Annotated in this window: 25 protein-coding genes, 1 tRNA gene and 1 riboswitch; of the genes, 6 read left to right on the top strand and 20 right to left on the bottom strand. The window is 67.8% G+C overall.

What is annotated here, in order from left to right:
• Positions 1–48: 48 nt before the first annotated feature.
• From VED21_RS30270 to VED21_RS30250, 5 genes are all read right to left on the bottom strand, one after another.
• The gene (locus VED21_RS30270) at positions 49–762 is read right to left on the bottom strand and encodes an ABC transporter ATP-binding protein (RefSeq protein WP_324889148.1); all 714 of its coding nucleotides are present in this window, start codon (positions 760–762) and stop codon (positions 49–51) included.
• A complete protein-coding gene (locus VED21_RS30265; RefSeq protein WP_324889146.1) occupies positions 762–1,520 on the bottom strand; it encodes an ABC transporter ATP-binding protein in 759 nt (252 codons plus the stop codon). Before VED21_RS30265 ends, VED21_RS30270 begins: the two co-directional genes overlap by 1 nt.
• Positions 1,517–2,551 carry a branched-chain amino acid ABC transporter permease gene (locus tag VED21_RS30260; protein WP_324889144.1) on the bottom strand — a complete coding sequence of 345 codons (1,035 nt, stop codon included), beginning with the start codon at positions 2,549–2,551 and terminating at the stop codon, positions 1,517–1,519. Before VED21_RS30260 ends, VED21_RS30265 begins: the two co-directional genes overlap by 4 nt.
• Before the next feature lie 19 nt (positions 2,552–2,570).
• Complete coding sequence (locus VED21_RS30255) at positions 2,571–3,437, bottom strand: branched-chain amino acid ABC transporter permease (protein ID WP_324889142.1); 867 nt, start codon at positions 3,435–3,437, stop codon at positions 2,571–2,573.
• Positions 3,438–3,558: 121 nt separating this feature from the next.
• Positions 3,559–4,749, bottom strand: a complete 1,191-nt coding sequence (locus VED21_RS30250) for an ABC transporter substrate-binding protein (protein ID WP_324889140.1) — start codon at positions 4,747–4,749, stop codon at positions 3,559–3,561.
• 247 nt (positions 4,750–4,996) lie between these two features.
• Here VED21_RS30250 and VED21_RS30245 point away from each other — a divergent pair, with 247 nt between their 5' ends.
• Positions 4,997–6,040, top strand: a complete 1,044-nt coding sequence (locus tag VED21_RS30245; protein ID WP_324889138.1) for an MBL fold metallo-hydrolase — start codon at positions 4,997–4,999, stop codon at positions 6,038–6,040.
• Here VED21_RS30245 and VED21_RS30240 read toward each other — a convergent pair.
• The 7 genes from VED21_RS30240 to mgtE all read right to left on the bottom strand — a co-directional run bounded on the left by VED21_RS30240 (position 6,023) and on the right by mgtE (position 11,823).
• Positions 6,023–6,718 (bottom strand): NnrU family protein, encoded by a 696-nt coding sequence (locus tag VED21_RS30240; protein ID WP_324889136.1) that lies wholly within the window; start codon positions 6,716–6,718, stop codon positions 6,023–6,025. The genes VED21_RS30245 and VED21_RS30240 overlap by 18 nt on opposite strands.
• 101 nt (positions 6,719–6,819) lie before the next feature.
• A complete protein-coding gene (locus tag VED21_RS30235) occupies positions 6,820–7,287 on the bottom strand; it encodes a hypothetical protein (protein ID WP_324889134.1) in 468 nt (155 codons plus the stop codon).
• 133 nt (positions 7,288–7,420) lie between these two features.
• Positions 7,421–7,861, bottom strand: coding sequence for a PaaI family thioesterase (locus VED21_RS30230; protein WP_324889132.1), 441 nt, complete (start codon positions 7,859–7,861; stop codon positions 7,421–7,423).
• Positions 7,862–7,916: 55 nt separating this feature from the next.
• Positions 7,917–8,687 (bottom strand): thiazole synthase, encoded by a 771-nt coding sequence (locus VED21_RS30225; RefSeq protein ID WP_324889130.1) that lies wholly within the window; start codon positions 8,685–8,687, stop codon positions 7,917–7,919.
• A 14-nt stretch (positions 8,688–8,701) separates the two neighbouring features.
• Positions 8,702–8,920 (bottom strand): sulfur carrier protein ThiS, encoded by a 219-nt coding sequence (gene thiS / locus VED21_RS30220; RefSeq protein ID WP_324889129.1) that lies wholly within the window; start codon positions 8,918–8,920, stop codon positions 8,702–8,704.
• A 16-nt stretch (positions 8,921–8,936) separates the two neighbouring features.
• Positions 8,937–10,094, bottom strand: coding sequence for a glycine oxidase ThiO (gene thiO / locus VED21_RS30215; RefSeq protein WP_324889127.1), 1,158 nt, complete (start codon positions 10,092–10,094; stop codon positions 8,937–8,939).
• Positions 10,085–10,184: riboswitch (TPP riboswitch) on the bottom strand. (Overlaps the previous gene by 10 nt.)
• A gap of 166 nt (positions 10,185–10,350) precedes the next feature.
• A complete protein-coding gene (gene mgtE / locus VED21_RS30210) occupies positions 10,351–11,823 on the bottom strand; it encodes a magnesium transporter (protein WP_324889125.1) in 1,473 nt (490 codons plus the stop codon).
• 153 nt (positions 11,824–11,976) lie between these two features.
• On the opposite strand from mgtE, the gene VED21_RS30205 reads away from it, so the two are divergent.
• Entirely contained in the window at positions 11,977–12,279 is a 303-nt protein-coding gene (locus VED21_RS30205; protein WP_324889123.1) for an STAS domain-containing protein, read from the top strand.
• A 102-nt stretch (positions 12,280–12,381) separates the two neighbouring features.
• On the opposite strand, the gene VED21_RS30200 is transcribed toward VED21_RS30205, so the two are convergent.
• A tRNA-Leu gene (locus tag VED21_RS30200) sits at positions 12,382–12,468 on the bottom strand.
• A 143-nt stretch (positions 12,469–12,611) separates the two neighbouring features.
• Here VED21_RS30200 and lipB point away from each other — a divergent pair.
• Entirely contained in the window at positions 12,612–13,256 is a 645-nt protein-coding gene (gene lipB, locus VED21_RS30195) for a lipoyl(octanoyl) transferase LipB (RefSeq protein WP_324889169.1), read from the top strand.
• 2 nt (positions 13,257–13,258) lie between these two features.
• Here lipB and VED21_RS30190 read toward each other — a convergent pair whose 3' ends face one another.
• The 3 genes from VED21_RS30190 to VED21_RS30180 form a co-directional block, all read right to left on the bottom strand.
• Entirely contained in the window at positions 13,259–13,759 is a 501-nt protein-coding gene (locus tag VED21_RS30190) for a hypothetical protein (protein ID WP_324889121.1), read from the bottom strand.
• Complete coding sequence (locus VED21_RS30185; RefSeq protein ID WP_324889119.1) at positions 13,752–14,678, bottom strand: hypothetical protein; 927 nt, start codon at positions 14,676–14,678, stop codon at positions 13,752–13,754. Before VED21_RS30185 ends, VED21_RS30190 begins: the two co-directional genes overlap by 8 nt.
• A gap of 277 nt (positions 14,679–14,955) precedes the next feature.
• The gene (locus VED21_RS30180) at positions 14,956–15,246 is read right to left on the bottom strand and encodes an acylphosphatase (RefSeq protein ID WP_324889117.1); all 291 of its coding nucleotides are present in this window, start codon (positions 15,244–15,246) and stop codon (positions 14,956–14,958) included.
• 336 nt (positions 15,247–15,582) lie between these two features.
• On the opposite strand from VED21_RS30180, the gene VED21_RS30175 reads away from it, so the two are divergent.
• Positions 15,583–17,199 carry an AIPR family protein gene (locus VED21_RS30175; protein ID WP_324889115.1) on the top strand — a complete coding sequence of 539 codons (1,617 nt, stop codon included), beginning with the start codon at positions 15,583–15,585 and terminating at the stop codon, positions 17,197–17,199.
• A gap of 19 nt (positions 17,200–17,218) precedes the next feature.
• On the opposite strand, the gene VED21_RS30170 is transcribed toward VED21_RS30175, so the two are convergent.
• Both VED21_RS30170 and VED21_RS30165 read right to left on the bottom strand, forming a co-directional pair.
• Entirely contained in the window at positions 17,219–17,458 is a 240-nt protein-coding gene (locus VED21_RS30170) for a 2TM domain-containing protein (protein WP_324889113.1), read from the bottom strand.
• Entirely contained in the window at positions 17,451–19,157 is a 1,707-nt protein-coding gene (locus VED21_RS30165) for a long-chain fatty acid--CoA ligase (RefSeq protein WP_324889111.1), read from the bottom strand. The genes VED21_RS30170 and VED21_RS30165 overlap by 8 nt, the downstream gene beginning before the upstream one ends.
• Positions 19,158–19,507: 350 nt before the next feature.
• Here VED21_RS30165 and VED21_RS30160 point away from each other — a divergent pair, with 350 nt between their 5' ends.
• Together VED21_RS30160 and VED21_RS30155 are read left to right on the top strand one after the other, a co-directional pair.
• Entirely contained in the window at positions 19,508–20,029 is a 522-nt protein-coding gene (locus tag VED21_RS30160) for a cold-shock protein (protein ID WP_324889109.1), read from the top strand.
• A 205-nt stretch (positions 20,030–20,234) separates the two neighbouring features.
• Positions 20,235–20,909: a chemotaxis protein gene (locus tag VED21_RS30155; RefSeq protein WP_324889107.1), complete on the top strand. Its 675-nt coding sequence runs from the start codon at positions 20,235–20,237 to the stop codon at positions 20,907–20,909.
• A 151-nt stretch (positions 20,910–21,060) separates the two neighbouring features.
• On the opposite strand, the gene VED21_RS30150 is transcribed toward VED21_RS30155, so the two are convergent.
• Positions 21,061–21,489, bottom strand: a complete 429-nt coding sequence (locus VED21_RS30150; RefSeq protein ID WP_324889105.1) for a bacteriohemerythrin — start codon at positions 21,487–21,489, stop codon at positions 21,061–21,063.
• 135 nt (positions 21,490–21,624) lie between these two features.
• Complete coding sequence (gene ppdK, locus VED21_RS30145; protein ID WP_324889103.1) at positions 21,625–24,246, bottom strand: pyruvate, phosphate dikinase; 2,622 nt, start codon at positions 24,244–24,246, stop codon at positions 21,625–21,627.
• Position 24,247 lies beyond the last annotated feature (1 nt).

Raw genomic sequence — 24,247 nt, 5'->3', positions numbered from 1 at the left:
GCGGGGGAGGGTGGCGAGCGTCAGCGAGCCGGGTGGGGGCAAAGCGCCTCACAGCCCGATGTGCGTCCGCAATATCCCCGGATCGGCCTTCAGCCCGACCGACGGGCCGTCGTAGACCACCCTCCCCTTCACCATGATCGCCGCGCGGTCGGTGAGGTCCAGCAGGACGTCGACGTTCTTGTCGACGATCACCGTGGCGATGCCGGTCGCCTTGATCTCGCGGATGACCTGCCAGATGGACCGGCGGATCAGCGGGGCCAGACCCTCCGTCGCCTCGTCCAGCACCAGCAGGTCGGGGTTGGTCATCAGCGCGCGGCCGATGGACAGCATCTGCTGCTCGCCGCCCGACAGGTGCGTCGCCGTACTGTCGATGCGCTCGGCCAGCCGCGGGAAGCAGTGCAGCACGCGCTCGAAGTCCCAGTCGGCGCGGCCATTGGGTCCCTTGCGCGCGGCCATGACGAGGTGCTCGCGCACCGACAGGTTGGCGAAGATGCCGCGCCCCTCCGGCACGTAGCCGATGCCGCGCCGGACGATGGCGGGGGTGGCGGCGGAGGTGACGTCGGCGCCGAACACCTCCACCCTCCCCCGCTTCGGCCGGACGAGGCCAAGGATGGAGCGCAGCGTCGTCGTCTTGCCCATGCCGTTGCGGCCCATCAGCGCCACCGTCTCCCCCGCGTGGACGCGGAAGTCGACGCCGTGCAGGACCTGGCTGGGGCCGTAGAAGGTGTGCAGGCCGGTGGCCGCGAGGATGGGCTGGCTCATCAGTATGCTTCCTCCCCGTCGCCCAGGTAGGCCTCCTGCACCTCGCGGCTGGTGCGCACCTCCTGCGTCGGGCCGGACGCGATGACCCGGCCGTTGACCATCACCGTCAGCGTGTGGGCGATGCTGAACACCGCGTCCATGTCGTGTTCCACCAGCAAGAGCGGGTAGCGGGCGCGAAGGTCGAGCAGCAGGTCGACCACGCGTTCGGACTCCTCCCGCCCCATGCCGGCCATCGGCTCGTCCAGCGCCAGCACCTGCGGGCCGGTGGCGAGCACCATGGCGATCTCCAACTGCCGCTGCTCGCCGTAGCTCATGGCCGACGCCACGGTGTGGGCGCGGTGCGCGAGGCCGGCGGTCTCCAGCGCCTCCTCCGCGTGGCGGCGGATGTCGGCGCGGGACGCGGCCGGGCGGAAGAAGCGCATGGAGTGCGGCAGGCGCGCCTGGGCGGCCAGCCAGCAGTTCTCGAAGCAGGTCAGGCGCGTGTAGATGTTGGTCTTCTGGAAGCTGCGGCCGATGCCCAGCCGCGCCACCTTGTGCGGCGCCAGCCCGGCGATGTTGCGGCCGCGGAACAGGATCTGCCCGGCCGAGGGCGCGATCTGCCCGGTGAGCAGGTTGATGAGCGAGCTTTTGCCCGCACCGTTCGGGCCGATCACCGCGTGCGCCTCGCCCGCGTTCAGGCTGAGGTTCACCTGGTTGACGGCGATCAGGCCGCCGTAGGCCTTGGACAGGCCCCGTGTTTCGAGAATGGGTTCCGTCATGGATCGACCTCCCGCGGGATGGCGTCGGGGCGGGGGGCGCGGGGCAGCAGGCGGCCGAGGGCGCGCAGCTGGTCCGGCAGGCCGGCCAGCCCGCGCGGCATCGCCAGCACCATCAGGATGATCAGCACGCCGAAGGGCAGCAGCCAGTGGCTGGTCACGTGCTCCAGCCCGTGGCGTAGCACCTCCACCGCGAAGGCGCCGAAGACCGGACCGATCAGCGTGCCCATGCCGCCCAGGATGACGGTGACCAGCACCGTGCCCGACGCGTGCCAGCCCAGCATCGCCGGATTGACGAACCCGTACTGCGAGGCGCCCAGCACCCCCGCCAGCCCGGCCAGCATGCCGGCGATCACGAACGCCACCAGCTTGTAGGCGTAGACGTCGTAGCCTAGGCTGCGCGTGCGCCCCTCGTTCACGCCGATGCCGCGGATCACCTTGCCGAAGGGGGCCGCCAGCAGCACGCGCAGCAGCGCGTAGGACGCCACCAGCGCCACCAGGGCCGCGTAGTAGAACTGCACCTTGCTTTCGAAATCGACCAGCTTGGCGCCGCCCAGCTCCAGCGCCGGGCGGACGTAGAGGTAGACGCCGTCGGAGCCGCCCGCGACCTTGGAATCGTTGAAGAAGTAGAAGAGCATCTGGCCGACCGCCAGCGTGACCATGATGAAGTAGATGCCCCCCGTGCGCAGCACCAGGGCGCCGATGGCCAGCGCCACCACGCCGGTGCCGGCCACCGCCAGCGGCACGGAGGTCAGCAGCGACGGCGCCTCGTACTCCGGCGTCAGCAGCACCAGGAGGTAGGCGCCCAGGCCGTAGAAGGCGGCGTGACCCAGGCTGACCAGCCCGACGATGCCGACCAGCAGGTCCAGGCTCATGGCCAGCAGGCCGGCGATCATCACGGTGGTGAGCTGCTGGAGGACGAACTCGTGCCGGGTGCCCGGCATCAGCCCCTCGGCCAGCGGGAAGCCGGCCAGCGCCACAAGGAGCAGCAGCAGGCCGGCCGCGCGCAGCGAGGGGCGTGGCGATGAACGCATGGAAACTCCCTTTTCGCTTTCACGCACGGGCGAACAGGCCCTGCGGGCGCCACAGCAGCACGCCGGCCATGACGGCGTAGACCAGCAGGCTGGCGAAGTCCGGCAGCAGCACGCGGCCGAAGGTGTCGGCCAGCCCGATCAGCAAGGCGCCCAGCAGCGCCCCCTTGACCGATCCGATGCCGCCGATCACCACGACGACGAAGCTGATGACGATCACCTGATCCCCCATCCCCGGATAGACGGAGGACAAGGGCGTCACGATGGCCCCGGCGAAGCCGGACATGGCCGCCCCGGCGGCGAAGACGACGGCGAACAGCATCTTGATGTCGATGCCCAGCGCGGCGACCATCTCGCGGTTGCTGGCGCCCGCGCGGATCCACATGCCGAAGCGCGTCTTCTGGATGACCAGGAACAGCGCCGCCGCCAGCACCGCGCACAGCACCGCCAGCAGGATGCGGTAGGCGGGGAACGACAGCGTGTCGGTGAGCGGGATGGAGGCGTCGACCGCCGCCGGAACCGCCACGCCGTGCACGTCGTTGCCCCAGGCGATGCGTTGCAGCTCGTTCAGGACCAGGATCAGCCCGTAGGTCAGCAGCACCTGGTCCAGGTGGTTGCGCTCGTACAAATGGACCAGCAGCAGCCGCTCGATCAGGTAGCCCAGCGCCGCCACCGCGGCGATGGCCACCGGCACGGCCACCAGCAGGCTGCCCGACCACGCCGCCGCCCACCATGCGACGTAGGCGCCCATCATGTAGAAGGCGCCGTGGGCGAGGTTGATGATGCCCATGATGCCGAAGATCAGCGTCAAGCCGCTGGCGATCAGGAAAAGCAGAAGCCCGTACTGGATGCCGTTGAACATCTGGACGAGCAGAAAGCTGGCGTCCACCGCTCCGCCTCCGCTGTGGTTCGGGGGGTGCCGGACGTTGGGTTTTCGCTGCGCTCAACCCAACCTACGGGAACGTTCCACGTAGGTTGGGTTGAGGCCAAAGCCGAAAACCCAACGCCGGTCAGGCCGGCATCTTGCAGCCGCGCGCCGGGTCGGCCAGCTTGGGTGCGGCCACGCCGATGACCACGTTCTGCCCGCCGCGCACCTGCCGCAGGTAGATATCCTGCACCGGGTTGTGCGAGGGGGAGAAGGTCATGGCGCCGCGCGGCGAGTCGATGGTCGCCTTTTCCATGGCGGCGTAGAGTGCCGCCTTGGCGCCGGTGTCGCCCTTCACCGCGTTGAAGCCGGCGATCAACATCAGGCCGGCGTCGTAGCCCTGCACGCCGTAGATGTCCGCCTCCTTGCCGAAGGCCTTTTTATAGGCTTCGCGGAAGCTCTTGTTGGCGGGGATGTCGAGGGTGTCGGCGTAGTGCAGCGTGGTCAGCAGCCCCTCGGCCGCCGCACCCTGCGCCTCCAGCGTGCCTTCGGTGAGGAAGCCGGATCCCAGCAGCGGGATCTGGTCCTTCAGGCCGGCCGCGGCGTAGTCCTTGACGAACTTCACCGCCCCGCCGCCGGCGAAGAAGGTGAAGACGGCGTCGGGCTTCAGCGCCGCGATCTCGGCCAGGTTGGCCTGGAACTCGACGTTGGGGAACGGCACCGTGATCTCCTTGACCACCTTACCGCCCAGCGCCTCGAACCCCTCCTTGAAGCCGGCGATGGCCTCCTCGCCCGCACCGTACTTCCAGGTGATGGAGACGATTTTCCGGTAGCCCTTGTCGTAGGCGACCTTGCCCATGGGGAAGGCCGGCTGCCAGTTGGTGAAGGAGGTGCGGAAGATGTTGGGCGCGCACATCGGCCCGGTCGCCGGGCCGGCGCCGGCGTTGGGGATGACCAGCAGCGTGCCGGTCTCGCGCGCCACCTTGACCATGCCCATGGCGACACCGGAGTGCACCGTGCCGAACAGCACGTCGACGGCGTCGCTCTTGATCAGCCGGGTGGCGTTGGCGGGGGCGCGCGACGGTTCCGCCTCGTCGTCCAGGGTGACGATCTCCACCTCGCGCCCGCCCAGCTTGTTGCCGTGCATCTCCAGCGCCAGCTTCAACCCGTTGACGCCGGCCTCGCCCAGGGCGGCGTAGGTGCCGGTGAAGGGCATCATGGCGCCGATGCGGATCCTGGCGGTGTTGCCGAGAGCGATTCGGGCCGGCCATCCGGCGGCGGTCGTGACCCCGGCGATGGTGCCGGCCTGCAACAGGGTACGTCGGCTGATCAGCATGGGGCGCTCCTCCTTGTTCCGCCTGCGTCGGCTCAGGCAGGATTTTTTGCTTGGCTGATATGCATTATAATGCAGGAGACGGGGCGCAACAAGCGGCAAAATGAGCCTATTCGCATTATAGTGCAGCGGCACGGCGGAGCAGAAGCACCCTTTCCTGAATGCACCGCAGCATGCATTATATGGCACACGATCGCGGGCCACACGAACAGTCGGCCCGCCAACGCATCTGGAGAACACGACGGTGACCATGAGCAGCAGCAGCCCGATCCGCTATCTGGTGCCCGAGCCCCCGGCCTTCGGCGAACCGGTCGAGGTGGCGCCGGGCGTGCTGTGGCTGCGGCTGCCGCTCCCCTACGCGCTGGACCACATCAACCTCTACCTGTTCGAGGAGGCGGACGGCTGGACGCTGTTCGACACCGGCATCGGCGACGACGTCAGCAAGGCGCTGTGGGAGGAGGTGCTGGCCACCCGCCTGGGCGGCCGGCCGATCGTGCGCGTCGTGGTCAGCCACTACCACCCCGACCACGTCGGCTTGGCCGGCTGGCTGCACGAGCGGTTCGGCATGCCGCTGCACATGGCGCAGGCCGAGTACCTGTTCAGCAAGGTCCAGCAGCAGCCGCGCGACGAGGCGTCGTACGCCGCCTACGCGGCGTTCTACCGGCAGTGCGGCCTGAGCGACGAAGCGGTGGAGCAGGTGCTGGGCCGCGGCCTCGGCTACCTCAGCCGCATCACCGGCCTGCCGCCCGCCTTCGAGCGGCTGATGGCCGGCGATACGCTGCGCATGGGCGGGCGCGACTGGCGGGTGCTGACCGGCGGCGGCCATTCGCCGGAGCAGGTGATGCTGTACTGCGAGCGCGACCGCCTGTTCCTGTCGGCCGACCAGGTGCTGGCGCACATCACGCCGAACGTCAGCGTCTTCACCATGCAGCCGAATGCCGACCCGCTGTCGCTGTTCCTGCGCTCGCTGGCCGAACTGCGCGCCGAGGTGGACGCCGACGTGCTGGTCCTGCCCTCGCACCGGCTGCCCTTCCGCGGCCTGCACGCCCGCGTGGCGCAGTTGGAGGAACACCACGCCCACCGCTGCGACCTGATCCTGGAGGCCTGCGCGGCGGAGGCGCAAAGCTGCAAGGACCTCATCCCCGTCCTGTTCCATCGGGCGCTCGACCCGCACCAGCTCAGCTTCGCGGTGGGCGAGGCGCTGGCCCACATCAACCATCTGGTGGCCAAGGGCACGCTGACGCCGAAGCGCGGCGCGGACGGCGTGCTGCGCTACTCAGGGCGGCAGCGGTGACACGCCGATCACCCACCTGTGCAGGAACAGGATAACGGCATAGACGACCAGCACCACCACCGGCAGCCGTCCGCGGAACTCGGCCAGGACGAACCGCTGCCGGCCGGCGAGAATGGCCGCGAAGGGCACGTTGGAGGTGACGGCGGCGTAACGCGCCCAGGCATCGGGCCGGCGTCGGGCCAGCTTGGTGTCGATCAGGACGGAGCCGGCCAGCGCCAGCACCGCCATGGTGCCGAACAGCAGCACCGAGGCGGCGTCGCCGTTCGGCACGAGGTGCGCCAGCGCCCACAGCGCGATGCCCCACAGGAACGGGTTGCGCGTCACCCGCAGGATGCCGCGCGCCGGATCGGCGCTTTCCAGCAGGGTGTCGCGGCCGACGGCGGTGGGGTTGGGCGTCGATTCGCCCGCGATGATCAGCAGCAGCGCCACCGGCATGGCCAGCAGCGGAATCCAGGGCTGCCAGGGTTCGTAGCTCCACACCGGCACGGTCGGCGCGGTGGCGTAGGCCCAGACCAGCCAGACGAAGGCCAGCGCGGCGATCAGCGCGTAGAGGCCGCGGTAGCGATTCTCGCCCAGCCGCGCCACCAGCGCCGCGCGCAGCGGCGTGCTGGAAATGCCGAAATGCGTGAGCAGCAGGAACGCGCCCGCCGCCGCCAGACCGCCGAGCGTGCCGGTCATCGGTGCCCCTCCCCGTTCAACCGGGAGAAGAGCTTAGGCTGGGCAACGGGATCCGCAAGCCCCTCCCCCGGTCGAAACCGGCGGAGGGGCTTGCCGTCACATCAGAACTCGCCGCTGCTGCACAGCGCCCACGCACCACTCTGCAGGCCGAAGAACTGCGCGGCGATCTTGCCGCCGGCACCCTTCTCCATGACGACGCGGAAGCGGTCGCCGGTGCACTGGCCGGCCGGCTGCGTCTTGTAGGGCAGCGCCACGTGCTTGGACTTCAGGCAGGCGTCCGACACCTTGGCCTTGCCGACGGTGTCGACCTTGTTGCCCTTCAGCACCATGAAGTAGTGCTTGGCGGCACCGCCGGCCACGTCGGCCTTGATCTCGATCCGGCCGGAGCGGGTCGGCTTCATGCCGGCGTCCTGCACGCCGTCGGGCGCGCCCGGCGGGATCGTGCGGAAGGAGACCTGCTGGCACGCCGCCGGCTCCTTCGCGGCGGCCGGGGTCGGCGCCACCGCCAGCACAGCCCCGGCGGCCAGAAGCGCCACGGCCAAGGCACCCGAAACGCGGGAACCCGTCATCGTCGATTCTCCCCAATTCCTGTCTTAGGACGTCCGGCCAGGGGGCCGGCCCCGCGCCAGTATTCCGCAGCGCCGCCCCAAGGCAACCGACAAAGTGCCGGTGCCCGTGACATTTTCCACGGACGGCGGTCTGTCAGGCGGCGGAGACGGCCATGCAGGTCTGCTGCATGAGCGCCACCTCGCGCTCCACGCCGTTCTCGACCACGGAGACCTCGATCGTGCAGACGGTGAGCGTGCGCCCGGACTTCTGCACGCGGCCGCGGGCGATCATCGCCTCGCCCTTGGCCGGAGCCATCAGGTTGATCTTGAACTCCACCGCCAGCACTTCCGACCCGGCCGGCATCAGCGTGTAGGCGGCGTAGCCGCCGGCGTTGTCGGCCAGCGTAGCGACGACGCCGGCGTGGAAATAGCCGTGCTGCTGCGTCAGCTCCGGGTGGAAGGGCATCCGCATCTCGCAGAAGCCGGGCTCCACCCGCGCCAGCGCGATGCCGAACGCCCGCGCGATCGGCTGGCGCTCGAAGCTGGCGAGGCAGCGGGCCTGCCAATCCGGGTCGCGGGGCTCGTACCGGGACATGCGTCCGTCCATGCTGCGTTGCGGCGATGCTTGTGCAACGCAGCATGGCGGTTCTTCATGATCCGATCAAGCCGCGTTGCGGGCTGCTGGCCTCGGCGTAGCGCTTCATGGGGATGCGGCCGGCCAGCCGGGCGCCGTGGCCGGCCTCCACCGCCGCCCGCATCGCCGCCGCCATGCGCACGGGATCGCGCGCCTTCGACACCGCCGTGTTGAGCAGCACGGCGGAGCAGCCGAGTTCCATCGCCAGCGCGGCGTCCGACGCCGTGCCGATGCCGGCGTCCAGCACGACGGGCACGCCGCTGCGGGCGCAGATCACCTCGATCGCGTGCGGGTTGCGGATGCCCAGGCCCGAGCCGATGGGGGAGCCCAGCGGCATCACCGCCGCCGCCCCGGCATCGGCCAGCTTGCGGCAGGTGACCGGGTCGTCGTTGCAGTAGGGCAGCACCACGAAGCCGTCCGCCACCAGCGCGCGCGTCGCCGCCAGCAGTTCCTCTACGTCGGGGTAGAGCTGTTCGGCGTCGCCGATGACCTCCAGCTTGATCCACTCGGTGCCCAGCGCCTCGCGCGCCAGCTGGGCGGTCAGCACCGCCTCCCGCGCGGTGAGGCAGCCGGCGGTGTTGGGCAGCAGGTGCACGCGCCCGGCCAGCAGGTCGACGAGGCTTTCCTCGGGTGCCGCGAGGTCGATGCGGCGAATCGCCAGCGTGGCGATCTCCGCCCCGCTGGCCTTCAGCGCGTCGAGCATGACCTGCTGGTTGGGATAGCCGGCCGTGCCGAGGAACAGCCTTGAGGCGAAGCGGCGCCCGGCGATGGTGAGGGTGTCGGTCATGATGAGGTCCTTCCTCAGCCGCCTTGCAGCGGGCGGACGATTTCCAGGGTGTCGCCGGGCTCCAGCGCCGTGGTGTCCCAGGCACGCCGCGGCACGACGGCGCCGTTGCGGGCCACGGCGACGCCGCGCGTTTCTTGGGCGATGCCGTGGCCGGGCAGCAGCTCGGCCATCAATTCGGCCAGGGTGCGGGCGGTCAGCGGCGCCTCGGCGCCGTTCAGGCGGATGGTGGGCATGCGTCCCCTCCCCGGCTCAGGCAGCGAAACGCGCGATTTCGTAGGGGCGGATGACCGCGTCGGCCTCGCCGGAGAGGATCAGGTCGGCGACCGTGTCGGCCGTGATGGGGGCGAGCAGGATGCCGTTGCGGTGGTGGCCGGTGGCGTAGACCAGGCCGTCCACGACGCCATGCCCAAGGATCGGCGCGTCGTCGCGGCTGCCGGGGCGGAAGCCGGTCCAGGTTTCGATAATCGGCAGTTCGGCCGCCGACGGCAGGGCGCGCCATACGCCTTCCAGCAGCGACAGCAAGCCGCCGGCCGTGAGCGAATCATCGAAGCCCTTCTCCTCCGTCGTGGCGCCGACGATCAGCGTGCCGTCGCGGCGCGGCACCAGATAGGCGCCGGTCGTCCACACCACGTGGTTCAGCAGCGGGGCGGCGGGGTCCATGCGCAGCGACAGCATCTGCCCCTTGATCGGCCGCACCGGCGGCAGGGCTTCCTTCGGCAGCCCGTCGATGCCGCGCGACCACGCGCCGGCCGCCAGCACCACGACGTCCGCCGGGATGGTGGTGTCGCCGACCGCAAGGCCGGCGGCGCGACCGCCCTCCACCAGCACGCGGGCGACCTCCGTGTGCTCGTGCACCTCGGCACCCGCGTTGCGGGCGGCAGCCAGGAGGGCGGCGGAGAGCCTGCGGTTGTCCACCTGATGGTCGACGGCGCTGTACAGCGCGGCCGGCACGCCGGGGTGCAGGAAGGGCTCGCGCCGCCGCGCCTCGGCACCGTCCAGCCAGTCGATGGGCAGGCCCAGGCCGCGATGGAAATCGTGCAGGAAGCGCAGGCGCGCCGCGTCGTCGGCGTTCAGCGCGGCAAACAGCGTGCCTTCCGTGCGCAGGTCCACGTCGATGCCGGTGGCGGCCAGCAGTTCGGCGGCGAAGGCCGGCCACCGGTCCTGGCTGGCGCGGGTGAGGCCGAGCAGGCGCTCCTCCCCCGGTTCGGTCTCCATGCAGGCGGCCAGCATGCCGGCGGCGGCGCGGCTGGCCCCGGCCCCCGCGGCGGCGCGGTCGAAGACCTGCACGGGGCAGCCGGCGGCGGCCAGCCGCCACGCGATGCCCAGGCCGATGACGCCGGCACCGATGACGGCGATGCGCGGCTTGGCGGACGGAATACGGACGGATTTCGGGCGTGGTTCGGCCATGCGCGGCTCCCTTCGCTGGCATTATCCAGACAGGTTCGTTGGGTGTGATCTCAGCCGCACGCCACGCGTGCAGCACCCCAGCCATGCCACCGGTCTACCGGTGCATGGCCGCGCGCGCAAGCCGTTTCTTCACGAATGATACGGACGAAGCCTGAAGGCTTCGTCCGTATCACCCTCTCGCCCCTTGCTGTGCAAGGGGCTGCCGGGTTTGACCGGCGGCGCTTGATGGAAGCGATCAAGCGCCGCCGGTATGGCTTTACAGGAGAATGGCGGCCGCCAGCCCGAGGAAGGCGAAGAAGCCCACCACGTCGGTCACCGTGGTGAGGAACACCGAACTGGCCACCGCCGGGTCGATGTCCAGCCGGTCGAGCCCCAGCGGGATCAGCACGCCGAACAGGCCGGCGACGAACAGGTTGATGACCATGGCGCTGGCGATGACCACGCCGATCATCGGCCCGAACCACACCCAGGCGATGAGCCCGACCAGAACGGCGAAGACCCCGCCGTTGATCAGGCCGACCGCCACCTCCTTCCCCACCACGCGCCACGCGTTGGCGGCCGACAGCTCGCGCGTCGCCAGCGCACGCACCGCCACGGTCAGCGTCTGCGTGCCGGCGTTGCCGCCCATGGAGGCGACGATGGGCATCAGCACGGCCAGCGCCACGATCTGCTCGATCGTCGCCTCGAACAGCGAGATGACGCCGGCCGCGATGAAGGCGGTGACGAGGTTCACCACCAGCCAGCCGACGCGCGCCTTGGCGATGTCCAGCGTGGCGGAGTAGACGCCGGTGTCGCCGGCGCCGCCCAGCTTCAGGATGTCGTCCGACGCCTCCTCGTCGATGACGTGCACCACGTCGTCCACGGTGATGACGCCGATCAGCCGCCCGGCCGGGTCCACCACCGGGGCGGAGACCAGCGCGTACTGGCGGAAGAGGTTCGCCACCTCCTCCTGGTCCATGGTGCCGGGGATGGTGTGCAGGTCGTCGGTGACGAGGTCGGCGATGCGCACGGAGCGCTTCTGCCGCATGACGCGCGACAGCCGCACCGCCCCCACCACCCGGTGCATGGGATCGACGACGAACAGGTCGTAGAAATCCTCCGGCAGGTCGTCGCCGGCCGCGCGCAGGTAGTCGAGCGTGCGGCCCACCGTCCAGAACTGCGGCACGGCGACGAGGTCGCGCTGCATCAGGCGGCCGGCGGTGTACTCCTCGTACGCCAGGTTCTCCTGGACCAGCGCGCGGTCCTCTTCCGGCAGGTTGGCCAGGATCTCGGCGCGGGTTTCCTCGTCCAGGTCCTCGATGACGTCGACGGCGTCGTCGGTGTCCAGCTCGGCCACCGCGGCGGCCAGCTCCTTCGGCTCGAAGAGGTCGACCACCTCCTCGCGCAGGTCGGCGTTCAGGTAGGACAGAACCTCGGCGTCGAAGCCCGGGCGCAGCACCTCGATCAGGTCGGCGCGCACGTCGGGGTCGATCTGCTCGATCAGGTCGGCGACGTCGGCGGCGTGGAAATCCTCCAGCTCGGCGCGGACGGCGCCGGTGCGGCCGACGCGCAGCTGCTGGGCGATCTCCTCGACGAACTCGGGCTCGACACCGTAGGGCCGCTCCTCCTCCTCCTCGCGGAACTGGGACGGGCGCTCCTCCTCGGGAGGCGGGGCGGACGGGGGCGGGCCGGCGGGGGGCGGGCCAGCGGAGGGCAAGGCGTGCGGATCGTTCTGATCGGACGCGTGCATCGCTTCCCCCATGGCCGGAGCGCGTACGCCTGCCGTACGCACGGCACGAGATAGAGGGCCGCGCACGCGATGTCCAGCGTTCGGGCGCCACCGCTGGACAGAGCGCGCGGAAGCGTGTTTCCTGGGACCGCGAAGCGACACCGGGAACCGGCAATGGAGTACGCCTTCACCGACGTCGACGGCACGGAAGGCATCCTGCTGTCAGGTCGATTCACCTACGACGACGCCCAGAAGTTCCACGCCATGGTGGACGAGTGGGATTTCGCGGCGCGCCCGGACGTGGCGCTGGACCTGCGCTACCTGACGTTCCTCGATTCGACGGCGATCGGCATGCTGTTCATCCTGGCCAACCGCTGCCGCGACGCCAAGGGCAACGTCACCATCGTGAACGCCCAGCCCTACATCGTGCAGACCATGCGGCGGGTGTCGCTGGACCAGTACGTGTTCATCCGCTGAGAGTTTGGCGCTGACCTAACCCCGGAACACGAAAAAGCCCGCGTGGTCCGGAGACCCGCGGGCTTTTTTCGTCACTCCCCTTCGGATGACCCGGAGGGGAGATGGTGCGGTCGAGAAGACTCGAACTTCCACGGCATTTCTGCCACAGCGACCTCAACGCTGCGCGTCTACCAATTCCGCCACGACCGCATCCCTGGTAGATCCGATGCTTGCACCGGAGTGGGCGGGGGAATACCAGATCCCGAGCGGGGCATCAAGCCTCGCAATCGACAATTCGGAAAGAAAGTGCGTCCCCACCCATGACGGACACCGGAACCATCCTGCGCCACGGCATCGAATGGCGGATCAGCGAGGCCCCCGTCCCCTACCCCGAGGCGGTGGCGGCCATGGAGGAACGGGTCGAGGCGATCCGCGCCGGCACCGCGCCGGAGCTGGTGTGGCTGCTGGAGCACCCGCCGCTCTACACCGCCGGCACCAGTGCCCGCGACGAGGACCTGCTGGAGCCCGACCGCTTCCCCGTCTACCGCACCGGGCGCGGCGGCCAGTTCACCTACCACGGGCCGGGGCAGCGCGTGGGCTACGTCATGCTGGACCTGAAGAAGCGCGGCGCCGACGTGCGCGCCTACGTCCGCGACCTGGAGGAATGGCTGATCCGCACGCTGGCGGCCTTCAACATCAAGGGCGAGCGGCGCGAGGGCCGCGTCGGCATCTGGGTGGACAAGGCCCCCTACGGCGGGCTGAAGGGCCAGGAGGACAAGATCGCCGCCCTGGGCGTGCGCGTGCGCCGCTGGGTGACCTTCCACGGCGTGGCGCTGAACGTGGAGCCGGACCTCAGCCACTTCGGCGGCATCGTTCCCTGCGGCATCTCGCAGTACGGGGTCACGTCCATGGTGGCGCTGGGCCATCTGGTGACCATGGAGGACGTCGATTCGGCCCTGATCGCCGCCTGGGAAGAGGTGTTCGGGGAGGGGGCGTGAGGCTACCGCCGCGCGCCCGCCGGGTTCACCTCGGCGCCGGCGGCGCGCAGGGCGTTGACGTCCTGGTTGTCCATGGCGACCACGACGCAGCCGGTGCTGTCGCCGTTGCGGAACAGGTAGATCATCTTCTTGTCGGCCAGCTTGTCCTCGTCCACCAGGTTCAGGCCGTGGCCGAACGCCACGCCCAGCACGTCGGTCTTGAAGACGGCGCGGAAGCGCATGGGCATCTGCTGGCGGAAGCGGCGGGCGGCGCAGGCGTCGCTGAGCTTCTTCTCGATGCGGCCGGCCTTGCGCCAGTCCTCCTTGGAGCGGATGGTCACCCACTGCGGCGGCAGCGGGAACTGCACCACCGGCGGCGACAGCGGCAGGTCGTAGCCGCCGGGCGGCAGCGGCGGCATGTGGCGGGGGTTCGTGCGCTCCACCTTGCTGATCGGGTCGTCGTTCGCCGCCGCCGGCCCGGCCAGCAGGGCGAGAGCGACCAGTGTGCAGGCCGGCCTACGCAACGAGGTTCACGCCCTTGGCGGCCGGCTCGGCGGGGGTGCCGCCGAACGCCGCCTTGAACGCCCCCATCAAGTCCAGCGACAGGCCGAGCGGGCTGCCGTCCTTGGGTTTGTCCTTGGGCGTGACGGTCGCCAGCCCTTCGAAGGCGGCGGCCGGGTCGTCGCTGGCCATGACGTTGCCCAAGGCCCCCAGCACGCCCTCCAGCTCCTCGTCGGTGAAGCCGTCGGCCTTCACGGTCAGGCCGGTCTGGCGCACGTCCAGCGCCGCCGCCTCGCTCTCGCGGGTGTAGGCGGCGCTGCGGCCGTCGGTGGCGAAGGACGCCGATTCGCGGCTGTGGCGCAGCGACAGCGACGCGCTGTCGAAGGAGATCGACAGCGACTTGTCGCCCTGCTGGATGGTCAGCTCGATGTTGCGCACCTCGACGGCGACGCTGGCGGCCTCGCGCTCCTCCGAGGCGGCGGCGAGCAGGCGGGGCCGCGCCTCGGCCAGGGCCGCCTTGCGCTCGTCGTCGCCGAAGCGGCCCTTGAAGCCCTTGACCGCCTTGCCCGCGTCCTCGTCGCCGAAGCCCAGCGCCTTCAGCGTGCGCTCCAGGTCGCGGCCCATGGCGTCCATGACCGAGTCCAGCTGCTTGCCGAATTCCTCGGTGAAGGCGGCCACACCCTGCATCTGCGCCAGCGCCGCGTCGGCGTCATCGACGCCTTTCTTCGCCCCGTCGCTGGCCCCGTCGCTGAGGCCGCGCAGGCGTTGCGTGAGGTCCTGAAGGTTGGCGCTGAGCAGGAAGGCGGGGTCGGACGTGTCCCTGGGGGCCGCCGGCTTGGGCTCGGCCGCGTCCTTGGCGCCGGCCTTGCCCTTGGCCTCGGCGGCCTTGGTGAAGGCGTTCGTCAGCATGCTCTTGATGGACGAGAGATCCGAGCCGATCACCGCCGCCTCCACAGGTTCCTGCCGGCGCCAGCCTAGCGCGGCATGGTGAACGGAACCCTAATGCGGGGTGCGAGCGGCCCGGCCGGGGGGAGCCGATGCAACCGGATGCAACGGGATGCAACGGATTCGGCAGGGTGTTGCATTCGGCCATTCCCTCCATTTTCGGCCGTCGCGCGTGCGCGCAGGGGACGGCCAGGATCACCTCCATCGTGCCGGCCGATAGGAATATTGTCAATCGGGAGGTCCCGACTCACGCCCTTGGGTCACGCCGCCCAATTCACGCCGTCGGGCGCTGGTGGAAGCCGCCGGGGCCGGGGTCCTCGGCCGGTTCGGTCAGGACGTCGCGCACCACGGCGGCCGGCGGACCCTCGCGGCAGGCGGCCAGCATCGCCTCCACGGCCGTGGCCGGGCCGGCGAACAGCGCCTCGACCGAGCCGTCGGCGCGGTTGCGCACCCAGCCGGAAAGGCCCAGGCCGGTCGCCGTCTCCACCGTCCAGCCGCGGTACCACACGCCCTGCACCCGCCCCTGGATGCGCGCCAGCACCGCCTTGCGTTCACCCTGCGGCATGATCTGATCTCGCGTTGGGTCTATTCGCTAATAATGAGTGAGGGCGGCATAACGTCGATAGAATTCATCGCTGAGGTTAGGTGTTCTATATCCGTTCCAACCCAACGCGCGCGCAACCAGTGTTCGCACTGGTCTTGCGCCAGCGACAGGCAACTCAGCTGACACGGACACACGAGCAAAGCGCGACACTTGAGGCATATCCTATCTATCTGTAAACTTGAGCAGTTGGGGCCATTTCCGCTCCATAACGGCTTCCCGGGCGAGCTGACAGACATGAATGATTTGAATACGCGCGTAAACCGCCTCGATTGGTCTCTCCTGGACAATCAGGTGCAAATGGCCCAGAAGGACATTGGCATTTCCGATTCGGGAAAGGCTTTTCCATATATCGTAGTCCCTAGCCTTCTAAACATAACAATAGAAGAAACATCCGACACCATTACAGATGGATCAAACGACCGCGGCATTGATGCCATGTATTTTGATGAGCGCGATGGTCAGTGCACATTGCACCTGTTTAACTGCCGGTACAGGAAAACATTTGAAAAATCTACAAGAAATTTCCCGGGCAGAGAGTTAGATGAGGTTTTCAGTTTCATTTTTGACCTTATCAACAAAAATCCAGGATTGAAGCAATCAAGCAATCACCTGCTTTATGATAAGATTTTATATGTCTGGGAAAAATACGTCGACCCAAGATTTCGTATAAAGATATATTTCTGCTCTAATGGTGACGGATTCTCGCCACATGATGAGGAGCGGGCGAAAGCATTTTTCAGAGATTACTCTTTTGTTGAAATACACGACATTAATTTACCTACGCTTGTAAATCAGATTATACGAAGTTCTTTCCGCCCGTCTAGCGGAAAGCTCAGGTTGCTTGATAAGCAATACTTTATTCGCAACGACGAAAGGCACAGAGGACTTATTGCCACGGTTCAAGCATCGGATTTCGTCAGCATGATCTCCGACCCAAGCGACACTACAAAGATATTTGCCCCACTCTTCGACGAGAACATACGCGTTTTTTTAGGGACGAAGAATGACGTAAATAAATCTATTATCGAGACAGCCCTTGGACCTGAGCATCAGGATTTTTGGTACCTCAATAACGGCGTCACCATCGTCTGCCAATCTTTTCAATGCGGTACCGGCATCCCTAATCCTTACGTGCAACTCGAAAACATGCAGATTGTAAACGGCGCACAAACATCTCATGCCCTATTTGAGGTTCACAAAACCGATCCGGACCGAGTCAAAGATATATACCTTCTTGTCAGGATATATGAGACAAGGAATGCAGAAATCGTTTTGAAAATCGCCGAGGCCACAAACACGCAAACACCCATTAAATCACGAGATCTTAGAGCAAACCATCCTATCCAGAGAAGGCTTGAAAAAGGATTCCTCGCCCTTGGCTATTACTACGAGCGCAAGCGTGGTCAATATGCAGACAACCATGCAGATAAGAGAATTGACGCCCTTCGCGCCGGACAGACATATCTAGCCTACTATCTTGGGGAGCCTGACAGAGCGAAAACCCAGTCAGACCAAATATTTGGGAGTATGTATCACCTCATCTTCAACGATGACATCACTGAGCAGAAAATTCTCTGCTGCGTCCTGCTCGCAAAGATCATCGAAGAAGAAAAGAAAACTGTCAAAAAGCGGATCAAAAGAAATATGTCGCGGAGGGATGACGATGAGTTCATAATAGAAGGATCATTCCATATACTTTACGTTGTTGGCCTACTGTGCCGTCGCGATGGCATAAACTTAGAAGATTTTTCTAAGTCAAATCTTTATATAAGCGCAGCCATAAACCTTACTAGAGATATAGCGGAGCAATATAGGGCGACATCATACTACAAGTTCTTTCGGAGCGTGAAAGCTAAGGACGTATTACGGGATGCCGTAATTGGTGCTCAACCCGATCTATTCAGCAGCATATGAGGAGTGCGCAGGGCGACGCTCATAGGCTTCTTCGCCCCCACCAGCCCATGACGTAGGCCGCGTGCACGGCCAGCGGGGCGCCCCAGGCGACCAGGGGGAAGAGGAACCACGGGGTGTCCGGCGCGGTCAACGCGTTGATCGGCACCACGACGACCATCACCCCGAAGTACAGGAGCAGGTGGTTGAGGAAGCCGCGCAGCCGCCCGCGCCGGGCGGTATCGGTGTCGGTATCGGTGTCAGCGGCGGGGTGTTCAGCCATGGCCGTCCTTCATGCGCGCCGCCTCCTCGTCCAGCAGGGCCTTGCGCGACAGCTTGCCGATCATCGTCTTGGGCAGCGCGTCGCGGAACTCCACGACCTTCGGCATCTCGATGGGGGAGAGCTTGTCCTTCAGGAAGGCGCACAGCTCGTCCTTGGTCAGCTCCTGCCCGTCGGCGACCTTGACGTAGGCCTTCACCGTCTGGCCGCGGTACTCGTCCGGCACGCCGGCCACCACGCATTCGGCCACGGCCGGGTGCAGGTAGATCGCCTCCTCCACGTTGCGGGGATAGACGTTGAAGCCGCTGCACAGGATCATGTCCTTGATGCGGTCGACGATGAAGACGTAGCCGTCCTCGTCCATGGTGCCGACGTCGCCGGTGTGCAGGCGGCCGTCGATCAGGGTCAGCGCCGTCTCGTGCGGCTTGTTCCAGTAACCCTTCATCACCTGCGGGCCGCGGATGCAGACCTCGCCCTTCTCGCCCACGGGCAGGACGCGCCGGGGTTCCTCCAGGCTGACGATCTCGATCACCGTGCCGGGCAGCGGCAGGCCGATGGAGCCCGGCTTGTTGACGCCGTGCAGCGGGTTGCCGGTGGCGACGGGGGAGGATTCCGACAGGCCGTAGCCCTCCACCAGGACGCAGCCGGTGTTGCGCTCGAACGCCTCCTTCACCTCCACCGGCAGGGGGGCGCCGCCCGACAGGCAGAAGCGGATCGAGGACAGGTCGTACTTCGCCAGGTCCTTGTGGTGGTTGATCGCCGTGTAGATGGTGGGCACGGCGGGGAACAGCGTCGGCTTCTTCTCGTGGATGGTCTGCATGACCTGATCCAGGTCGAAGCGCGGCAGCATCACGATCTCGGCGCCGAACTTGATGCTGAGGTTCATCACCACGGTCATGGCGAAGACGTGGAAGAAGGGCAGCACGCCCAGCATGCGCTCCTCCCCCGGCCGGGCGCCGACGAACCACGCCGTGCACTGCACCGCGTTGGCGTAGAGGTTGGCGTGCGTCAGCATCGCCCCCTTGGGCACGCCGGTGGTGCCGCCGGTGTACTGCAGCACCGCCACGTCCGCGCGCGGGTCGATCGCCACCGGCGCCGGCCGGCCGTCGTTGGCCAGCAGCGTGCGGAACGGCACGTGGCGGCCGTCGTCGGGGATGGCGGCCAGCTCCTTGCGCTTGGCGATCGGGAACAGCCAGTTCTTGGGGAACGGCAGGATGTCCGCCATCTTGCAGACGATGATGCGCTTCAGCCCGGTCTGGGTGAGCATCGGCAGCAGCTTGCCGTGCAGCACGGCAAGGTCCAGCGTCACCATGGTCTCCACGCCGCTATCGGAGATCTGGTGCAGGATCTCGCGCTCGGCGTAGAGGGGGTTGAAGTTCACCACCGTGCCGCCGGCCTTCAGCACGGCGAAAAAGGCGATCACGTAATAGGGCGTGTTGGGCAGGAACAGGCCGACGCGCGAGCCCTTGCCGATGCCCATCTGCTGGAAGCCCTTGGCGGCGCGGTCCACCTGGGCCGCCACCTCGCGGTAGGTCATCCGCTTGCCCAGGAAGTCCAGGCAGGGCCGGTCGGGGTGGGCGGCCGCCGAGTCGTCGAACAGCCGGTGCAGCGGTTCGACCGGGATGGGGGCGTGCCAGTCGACCTCGGGCGGATAGGCCCGCTCCCACGGGTGTGCGGGAAGCGTGGCGGCGGCGTCACTCATTCCTGTTCCTCCCTCGCTTGCAGCGCCCGTTGTCGGCCGGGCTTGTCGTGCGCAAACTCCCCCACAATTGAGGGGGCAGATGGGCAGCGCCGCAAGCGAAAACAAGGCGCGGTGCCATCCGGGAACGGGCGCGCGGAGGGGTGCGCCGAAAGGTCCCGCATAAGCGGTTATTCCTTTGGTCGTGAAGGAAATATTACGCTGGTGCCCCTTGCCGGAGTGTGGCTAAAATCCCCGGCCTCGGGAAACGCCGGCCAGTACCGCGGACCCGAAGTCACGACCAAGGATCAACTGCGCGCGGCGCTTCGATTGAAGGGTTCGGAGACTTGTCCCGGTTCAATCAGCACAACGCCATGTCCTTCGACGATGGCGTCCAGACCAAAGCCCTGGTGAAGTGGTTCAACGTGACCAAGGGCTTCGGCTTCGTCGCTCCGGCGGACGGCACGCCGGACGCCTTCCTCCACATCTCCGTGCTCAACCGCATCGGCCTGCAGGAGCTGGGCGAGGGGGCCGAGATCCTGTGCCAGATCGTGCAGGGGCCCAAGGGACCGCAGGTGAACCGCATCGTCGAGGTGCTGGGCGGCGGAACCGCCCCGGCGCCGCGCGGCGGGCGGGCCGGCGGTTTTGGCGGCGGCTATGGTGGCGGCACCCGCGACTCGGGGCCGTCGGTGGAGTTGTCGGGCACGGTGAAGTGGTTCAAGCCGGACAAGGGCTTCGGCTTCGTGGCCGCCGACGATTCGGACAAGGACGTGTTCGTGCACAAGAGCGTGCTGCGCCGCTGCAACCTGCACCAGCTCGAATCGGGCCAGCGCGTGCACATGAAGGTGCAGGAGGCCGCCAAGGGCCGCGAAGCCACCTGGATCACGCTGATCTGAGCTGAAGGCCCACCTTCTGGACAGATGCGGCTCCGCCCGCCGGTCATCTATGCTGTTCGGCATAGGGAGCGGTGCGGGCGGCGCATGCCCCATCGCGGTCACCCCAGCCCTCCCGGGGTGATTTCGTTAACACTTGGGGCGCTACGCTTTGTCGCAGGATATGACGCGACCGCCGCGCGACGGCGCGGCCGACGAGGAGGGCCCGATGCGGAACGACGGCGCCGGCAACGTCCAGCGCAGCAGCGGCCCCGACCGGCGGCACGCCACCGGCGACGGCGTGCGGTCCGACGGCAGCTATTACGACCCGGAGTTCAACGCCTACGTCGTTCCCGTCGTGCTGGGCCAGCACCGCATCTCGTCCCGCGCCGACGACATGCTGGTCACCACGCTGGGGTCCTGCGTCGCCGCCTGCATCCACGACCCCGTCGCCCACGTCGGCGGCATGAACCACTTCCTGCTGCCCGGCGCGCCGACGGAAGGCGGGCTGGGCGTGGCGACGCGCTATGGCGGCGTGGCGATGGAGCGGCTGATCAACGACATCCTCGCCCGCGGCGGCCAGCGCGACCGGCTGGAGGTGAAGGTGTTCGGCGCGGCGCGGGTGATCGACACCAGCTTCGACGCCGGGGCGTCCAACGCCGCCTTCGTCCTGGACTACGTCAAGGCCGCCGGGCTGAAGCTGACCGGCCAGGACCTGGGCGGCGCGTCGGGCCGGCGCGTGCACTTCTTCCCCACCACCGGCAAGGCCTTCCGCCGGCTGGTGCGCCCGGAGACGGAGCGCGAGACGGTGTCGCAGGAACTGGACTGCCTGCGCGCGCTGAAGCACGGCGTGCCGGAGCCGGTGGTGGACCTGTCCGAACGGCGGCGCAGGAACGGGCGGTAGAGGTTCTATTGCCCCCTCCCTAACCCTCCCCCGCCGTGGGCGGTGGAGGGGACTGCCGCCGCTTCGGTGCATGACCCTCCACCTCGAAGAGGGGGAGGGTGGCGAGCGTAAGCGAGCCGGGAGGGGGCAGGGCTTTTGCGCCGTCCGGCGCTCAGGCCACTTCGCAGGGCTTGGCTTCGGCCTTGAGAAAGGCGCCTAGGCGGTGGTCGTCCTGCTGCATGTGCACGACCAGCCACTTGCCGACGAAGTCGATGATGTCGACGCCGGCGTCGCCGTCGGGGGCGGCGTCGAGCAGCGAGACGAAGCTGTGGATCTGGCGCAGCAGCAGGTCGTGCGCCTGCGCGTGCGATGGCAGCTCGGCGTAATGGTGCCGGCGCATCAGCTGCTCCTCGTCGTCGAAGTGCTTGCAGACGTGGGCGATCAGCTCTTCCAGCGCGGCGCGCACCGCCGCCCGGTCGCCGCCGTGCTCCAGCGCGGCGAGGGTGCGGAACATGTCCACGAGTTCGATGTGCTGCCGGTCGATCTCCGGAATCCCGGTCGCCAGACTGTCGCTCCACCCGAACGGAACCGCTTGCCGCATCGCGCCCCACCCCCTGCCCTGCTGCATCGCGGCGGGATGATAGCAACAAATCAAATTGAGTTTTAGACAAAGTTTTTCCCCTCCCGGCGGTGGCCGGGAGGGGAAAGGTGCTTGTCACAGCCGAGGTGCGGCGCCTCAGTCGCGCTTCACGGTGTCGCTGCTGAGCGCCGCCTGCGCCGCCGCCAGACGGGCGATCGGCACGCGGTAGGGCGAGCAGGAGACGTAGTCGAGGCCGACCGATTCGCAGAACGAGATCGACGCCGGGTCGCCGCCGTGCTCGCCGCAGATGCCGACCTTCAGGTTCGGACGGGTCTTGCGGCCGCGCTCGACGCCGATGGCGACCAACTCGCCGACACCTTCCTGGTCCAGCGTGGCGAACGGGTCGTGCTCGAAGATCCCGGCGCGCTGGTAGTCGGGCAGGAAGCTGGCCGAGTCGTCGCGGCTGATGCCGTAGGTGGTCTGCGTCAGGTCGTTGGTGCCGAAGCTGAAGAATTCCGCCGTCTCGGCGATCTCACCGGCGCGGAGCGCGGCGCGCGGCAGCTCGATCATGGTGCCGACGTGGTACTCGAAGCTCTGGCCGGTCTTCTGCATGACCTGCTTGGCGGCACCGTCGACGACGCCCTTCAGGATGTCCAGCTCCTTGCGGGTGCCGATCAGCGGGATCATCACCTCCGGCGTCACGGTCTGCCCGGCCGCCTTCAGCTCCGCCACGGCGGTGAAGATGGCGCGCGCCTGCATCTCGTAGATCTCGGGGAAGGTGATGCCCAGGCGGCAGCCGCGGTGGCCGAGCATGGGGTTCGCCTCGTGCAGCTGCACGACGCGCTGGTGCACGCGCAGCGGATCGGTGCCGGCGGCCTTGGCCACCTCCTCCATCTCCGCGTCGGTGTGCGGCAGGAACTCGTGCAGCGGCGGGTCGAGCAGGCGGATCGTCACCGGCAGGCCGGCCATGATCGTGAACAGCTCGACGAAGTCCTGCTTCTGGAACGGCTCCAGCTTGGCGAGCGCGGCGCGCCGGCCGGCCTCGGTCTCCGCCAGGATCATTTCGCGCACGGCGAGGATGCGGTTGGGGTCGAAGAACATGTGCTCGGTCCGGCACAGGCCGATGCCCTCGGCGCCGAACTTGCGCGCCGTCTCGGCGTCCAGCGGCGTCTCGGCGTTGGCGCGCACCTTCATGCGGCGCAGTCCGTCGGCCCATTCCATGAGCTTGGCGAAGTCGCCGGACAGCTCGGGCTGGATGGTGGGGACGGAGCCCAGCATCACCTCGCCGGTCGAGCCGTCGATGGTGACGATGTCGCCCTCGCGCACGATCACGTCGCGCACGGCCATGGTCTTGGTCTTGTAGTCGATGCGCAGTTCGCCCGCACCGGCGACGCAGGCGCGGCCCATGCCGCGGGCCACCACGGCGGCGTGGCTGGTCATGCCGCCGCGGGTGGTGAGAATGCCCTTGGCGGCGTGCATGCCGTGGATGTCCTCAGGCGACGTCTCGATGCGGCAGAGGATGACGGCGTCGCCGAGTGCCGCCTGCTGCTCCGCCTCGTCGGCGCTGAAGACGACCTTGCCGGAGGCCGCACCGGGGGAAGCCGGCAGGCCCTTGGCGATCACCTTGCGCTCCGCCTTCGGGTCCAGCGTCGGGTGGAGGAGCTGGTCGAGGGAGGCGGGATCGATGCGCTTGACGGCCTCGGCCTTGTCGATCAGGCCCTCGCTGGCCATGTCCACGGCGATCTTCAGCGCGGCGGGCGCCGTGCGCTTTCCGTTGCGCGTCTGGAGCATGTACAGCGTGCCCTGCTGCACCGTGAACTCGATGTCCTGCATGTCGCGGTAGTGCTTCTCGAGGCGCAGGCGCACTTCGTTCAGCTGGTTGAACACCTCCGGCATCACCTCTTCCATGGCCGGCAGGTCGGACTTGTTCGATTCCTTGCCGGCGATGGTCAGGTGCTGCGGCGTGCGGATGCCGGCCACCACGTCCTCGCCCTGGGCGTTGACGAGGTATTCGCCGTAGAAGGCGTTCTCACCCGTGGACGGGTTGCGGGTGAAGGCCACGCCGGTGGCGCAGTCGGCCCCCATGTTGCCGAACACCATGCACTGCACGTTCACCGCCGTGCCCCAGTCGGCCGGGATGTCGTGCAGCTTGCGGTAGGTGATGGCGCGGGCGTTCATCCACGAGCTGAAGACGGCGCCGACGGCGCCCCACAGCTGCTCCTGAACGTCCTGCGGGAAGGGGCGGCCCAGTTCGTGCTCGACCATCTTCTTGTAGTCGGCGACGACGGCCTGCCAGTCCTCGGCGGTCAGCTCGGTGTCGAAGCTCTTGTTCCGGTCGCGCTTGTGCGAATCGAGGATGTCCTCGAAGTGGTGATGGTCCACGTCCAGCACGACGTTGCCGTACATCTGGATGAAGCGGCGGTAGCTGTCGTAGGCGAAGCGCGGGTCGCCGGAGCGCGTGGCGAGGCCCTGCACGGTGACGTCGTTGAGGCCCAGGTTGAGGACGGTGTCCATCATGCCGGGCATCGACGCGCGGGCACCCGAGCGCACGGAGACCAGCAGCGGGTTCACCGGGTCGCCGAAGGTGGCCCCCATGGCCTCCTCCAGCCGGGCCAGCGCGGTGTCGACCTGCGCCTTGAGGTCGGCCGGATAGGTCTTGCCGTTGGCGTAGAAGTAGGTGCAGACCTCGGTCGTGATCGTGAAGCCCGGCGGCACCGGCAGCCCGAGGTTGGCCATCTCGGCGAGGTTCGCGCCCTTGCCGCCGAGCAGGTTCTTCATG

It is taken from the genome of Azospirillum sp., assembly GCF_035627195.1.
Classification (GTDB): Bacteria; Pseudomonadota; Alphaproteobacteria; order Azospirillales; family Azospirillaceae; genus Azospirillum.
This window is presented reverse-complemented; position numbering and strand designations above follow the sequence as displayed.

Coding starts and splice junctions, on each gene's coding strand:
- mgtE (WP_324889125.1), bottom strand. CDS start 11,823: ATGCACGCGTCCGATCAGAACGATCCGCACGCCTTGCCCTCCGCTGGC.
- VED21_RS30155 (WP_324889107.1), top strand. CDS start 20,235: ATGCGGAACGACGGCGCCGGCAACGTCCAGCGCAGCAGCGGCCCCGAC.
- VED21_RS30250 (WP_324889140.1), bottom strand. CDS start 4,749: ATGCTGATCAGCCGACGTACCCTGTTGCAGGCCGGCACCATCGCCGGG.
- VED21_RS30150 (WP_324889105.1), bottom strand. CDS start 21,489: ATGCGGCAAGCGGTTCCGTTCGGGTGGAGCGACAGTCTGGCGACCGGG.
- VED21_RS30235 (WP_324889134.1), bottom strand. CDS start 7,287: ATGACGGGTTCCCGCGTTTCGGGTGCCTTGGCCGTGGCGCTTCTGGCC.
- VED21_RS30180 (WP_324889117.1), bottom strand. CDS start 15,246: ATGCCGCAGGGTGAACGCAAGGCGGTGCTGGCGCGCATCCAGGGGCGG.
- VED21_RS30175 (WP_324889115.1), top strand. CDS start 15,583: ATGGCCCAGAAGGACATTGGCATTTCCGATTCGGGAAAGGCTTTTCCA.
- VED21_RS30265 (WP_324889146.1), bottom strand. CDS start 1,520: ATGACGGAACCCATTCTCGAAACACGGGGCCTGTCCAAGGCCTACGGC.
- thiS (WP_324889129.1), bottom strand. CDS start 8,920: ATGCCCACCATCCGCCTGAACGGCGCCGAGGCGCCGCTGACCGCCCGC.
- VED21_RS30170 (WP_324889113.1), bottom strand. CDS start 17,458: ATGGCTGAACACCCCGCCGCTGACACCGATACCGACACCGATACCGCC.
- VED21_RS30270 (WP_324889148.1), bottom strand. CDS start 762: ATGAGCCAGCCCATCCTCGCGGCCACCGGCCTGCACACCTTCTACGGC.
- VED21_RS30245 (WP_324889138.1), top strand. CDS start 4,997: ATGAGCAGCAGCAGCCCGATCCGCTATCTGGTGCCCGAGCCCCCGGCC.
- VED21_RS30160 (WP_324889109.1), top strand. CDS start 19,508: ATGTCCTTCGACGATGGCGTCCAGACCAAAGCCCTGGTGAAGTGGTTC.
- VED21_RS30240 (WP_324889136.1), bottom strand. CDS start 6,718: ATGACCGGCACGCTCGGCGGTCTGGCGGCGGCGGGCGCGTTCCTGCTG.
- thiO (WP_324889127.1), bottom strand. CDS start 10,094: ATGGCCGAACCACGCCCGAAATCCGTCCGTATTCCGTCCGCCAAGCCG.
- VED21_RS30205 (WP_324889123.1), top strand. CDS start 11,977: ATGGAGTACGCCTTCACCGACGTCGACGGCACGGAAGGCATCCTGCTG.
- VED21_RS30260 (WP_324889144.1), bottom strand. CDS start 2,551: ATGCGTTCATCGCCACGCCCCTCGCTGCGCGCGGCCGGCCTGCTGCTG.
- VED21_RS30225 (WP_324889130.1), bottom strand. CDS start 8,687: ATGACCGACACCCTCACCATCGCCGGGCGCCGCTTCGCCTCAAGGCTG.
- VED21_RS30165 (WP_324889111.1), bottom strand. CDS start 19,157: ATGAGTGACGCCGCCGCCACGCTTCCCGCACACCCGTGGGAGCGGGCC.
- ppdK (WP_324889103.1), bottom strand. CDS start 24,246: ATGAAGAACCTGCTCGGCGGCAAGGGCGCGAACCTCGCCGAGATGGCC.
- VED21_RS30230 (WP_324889132.1), bottom strand. CDS start 7,861: ATGTCCCGGTACGAGCCCCGCGACCCGGATTGGCAGGCCCGCTGCCTC.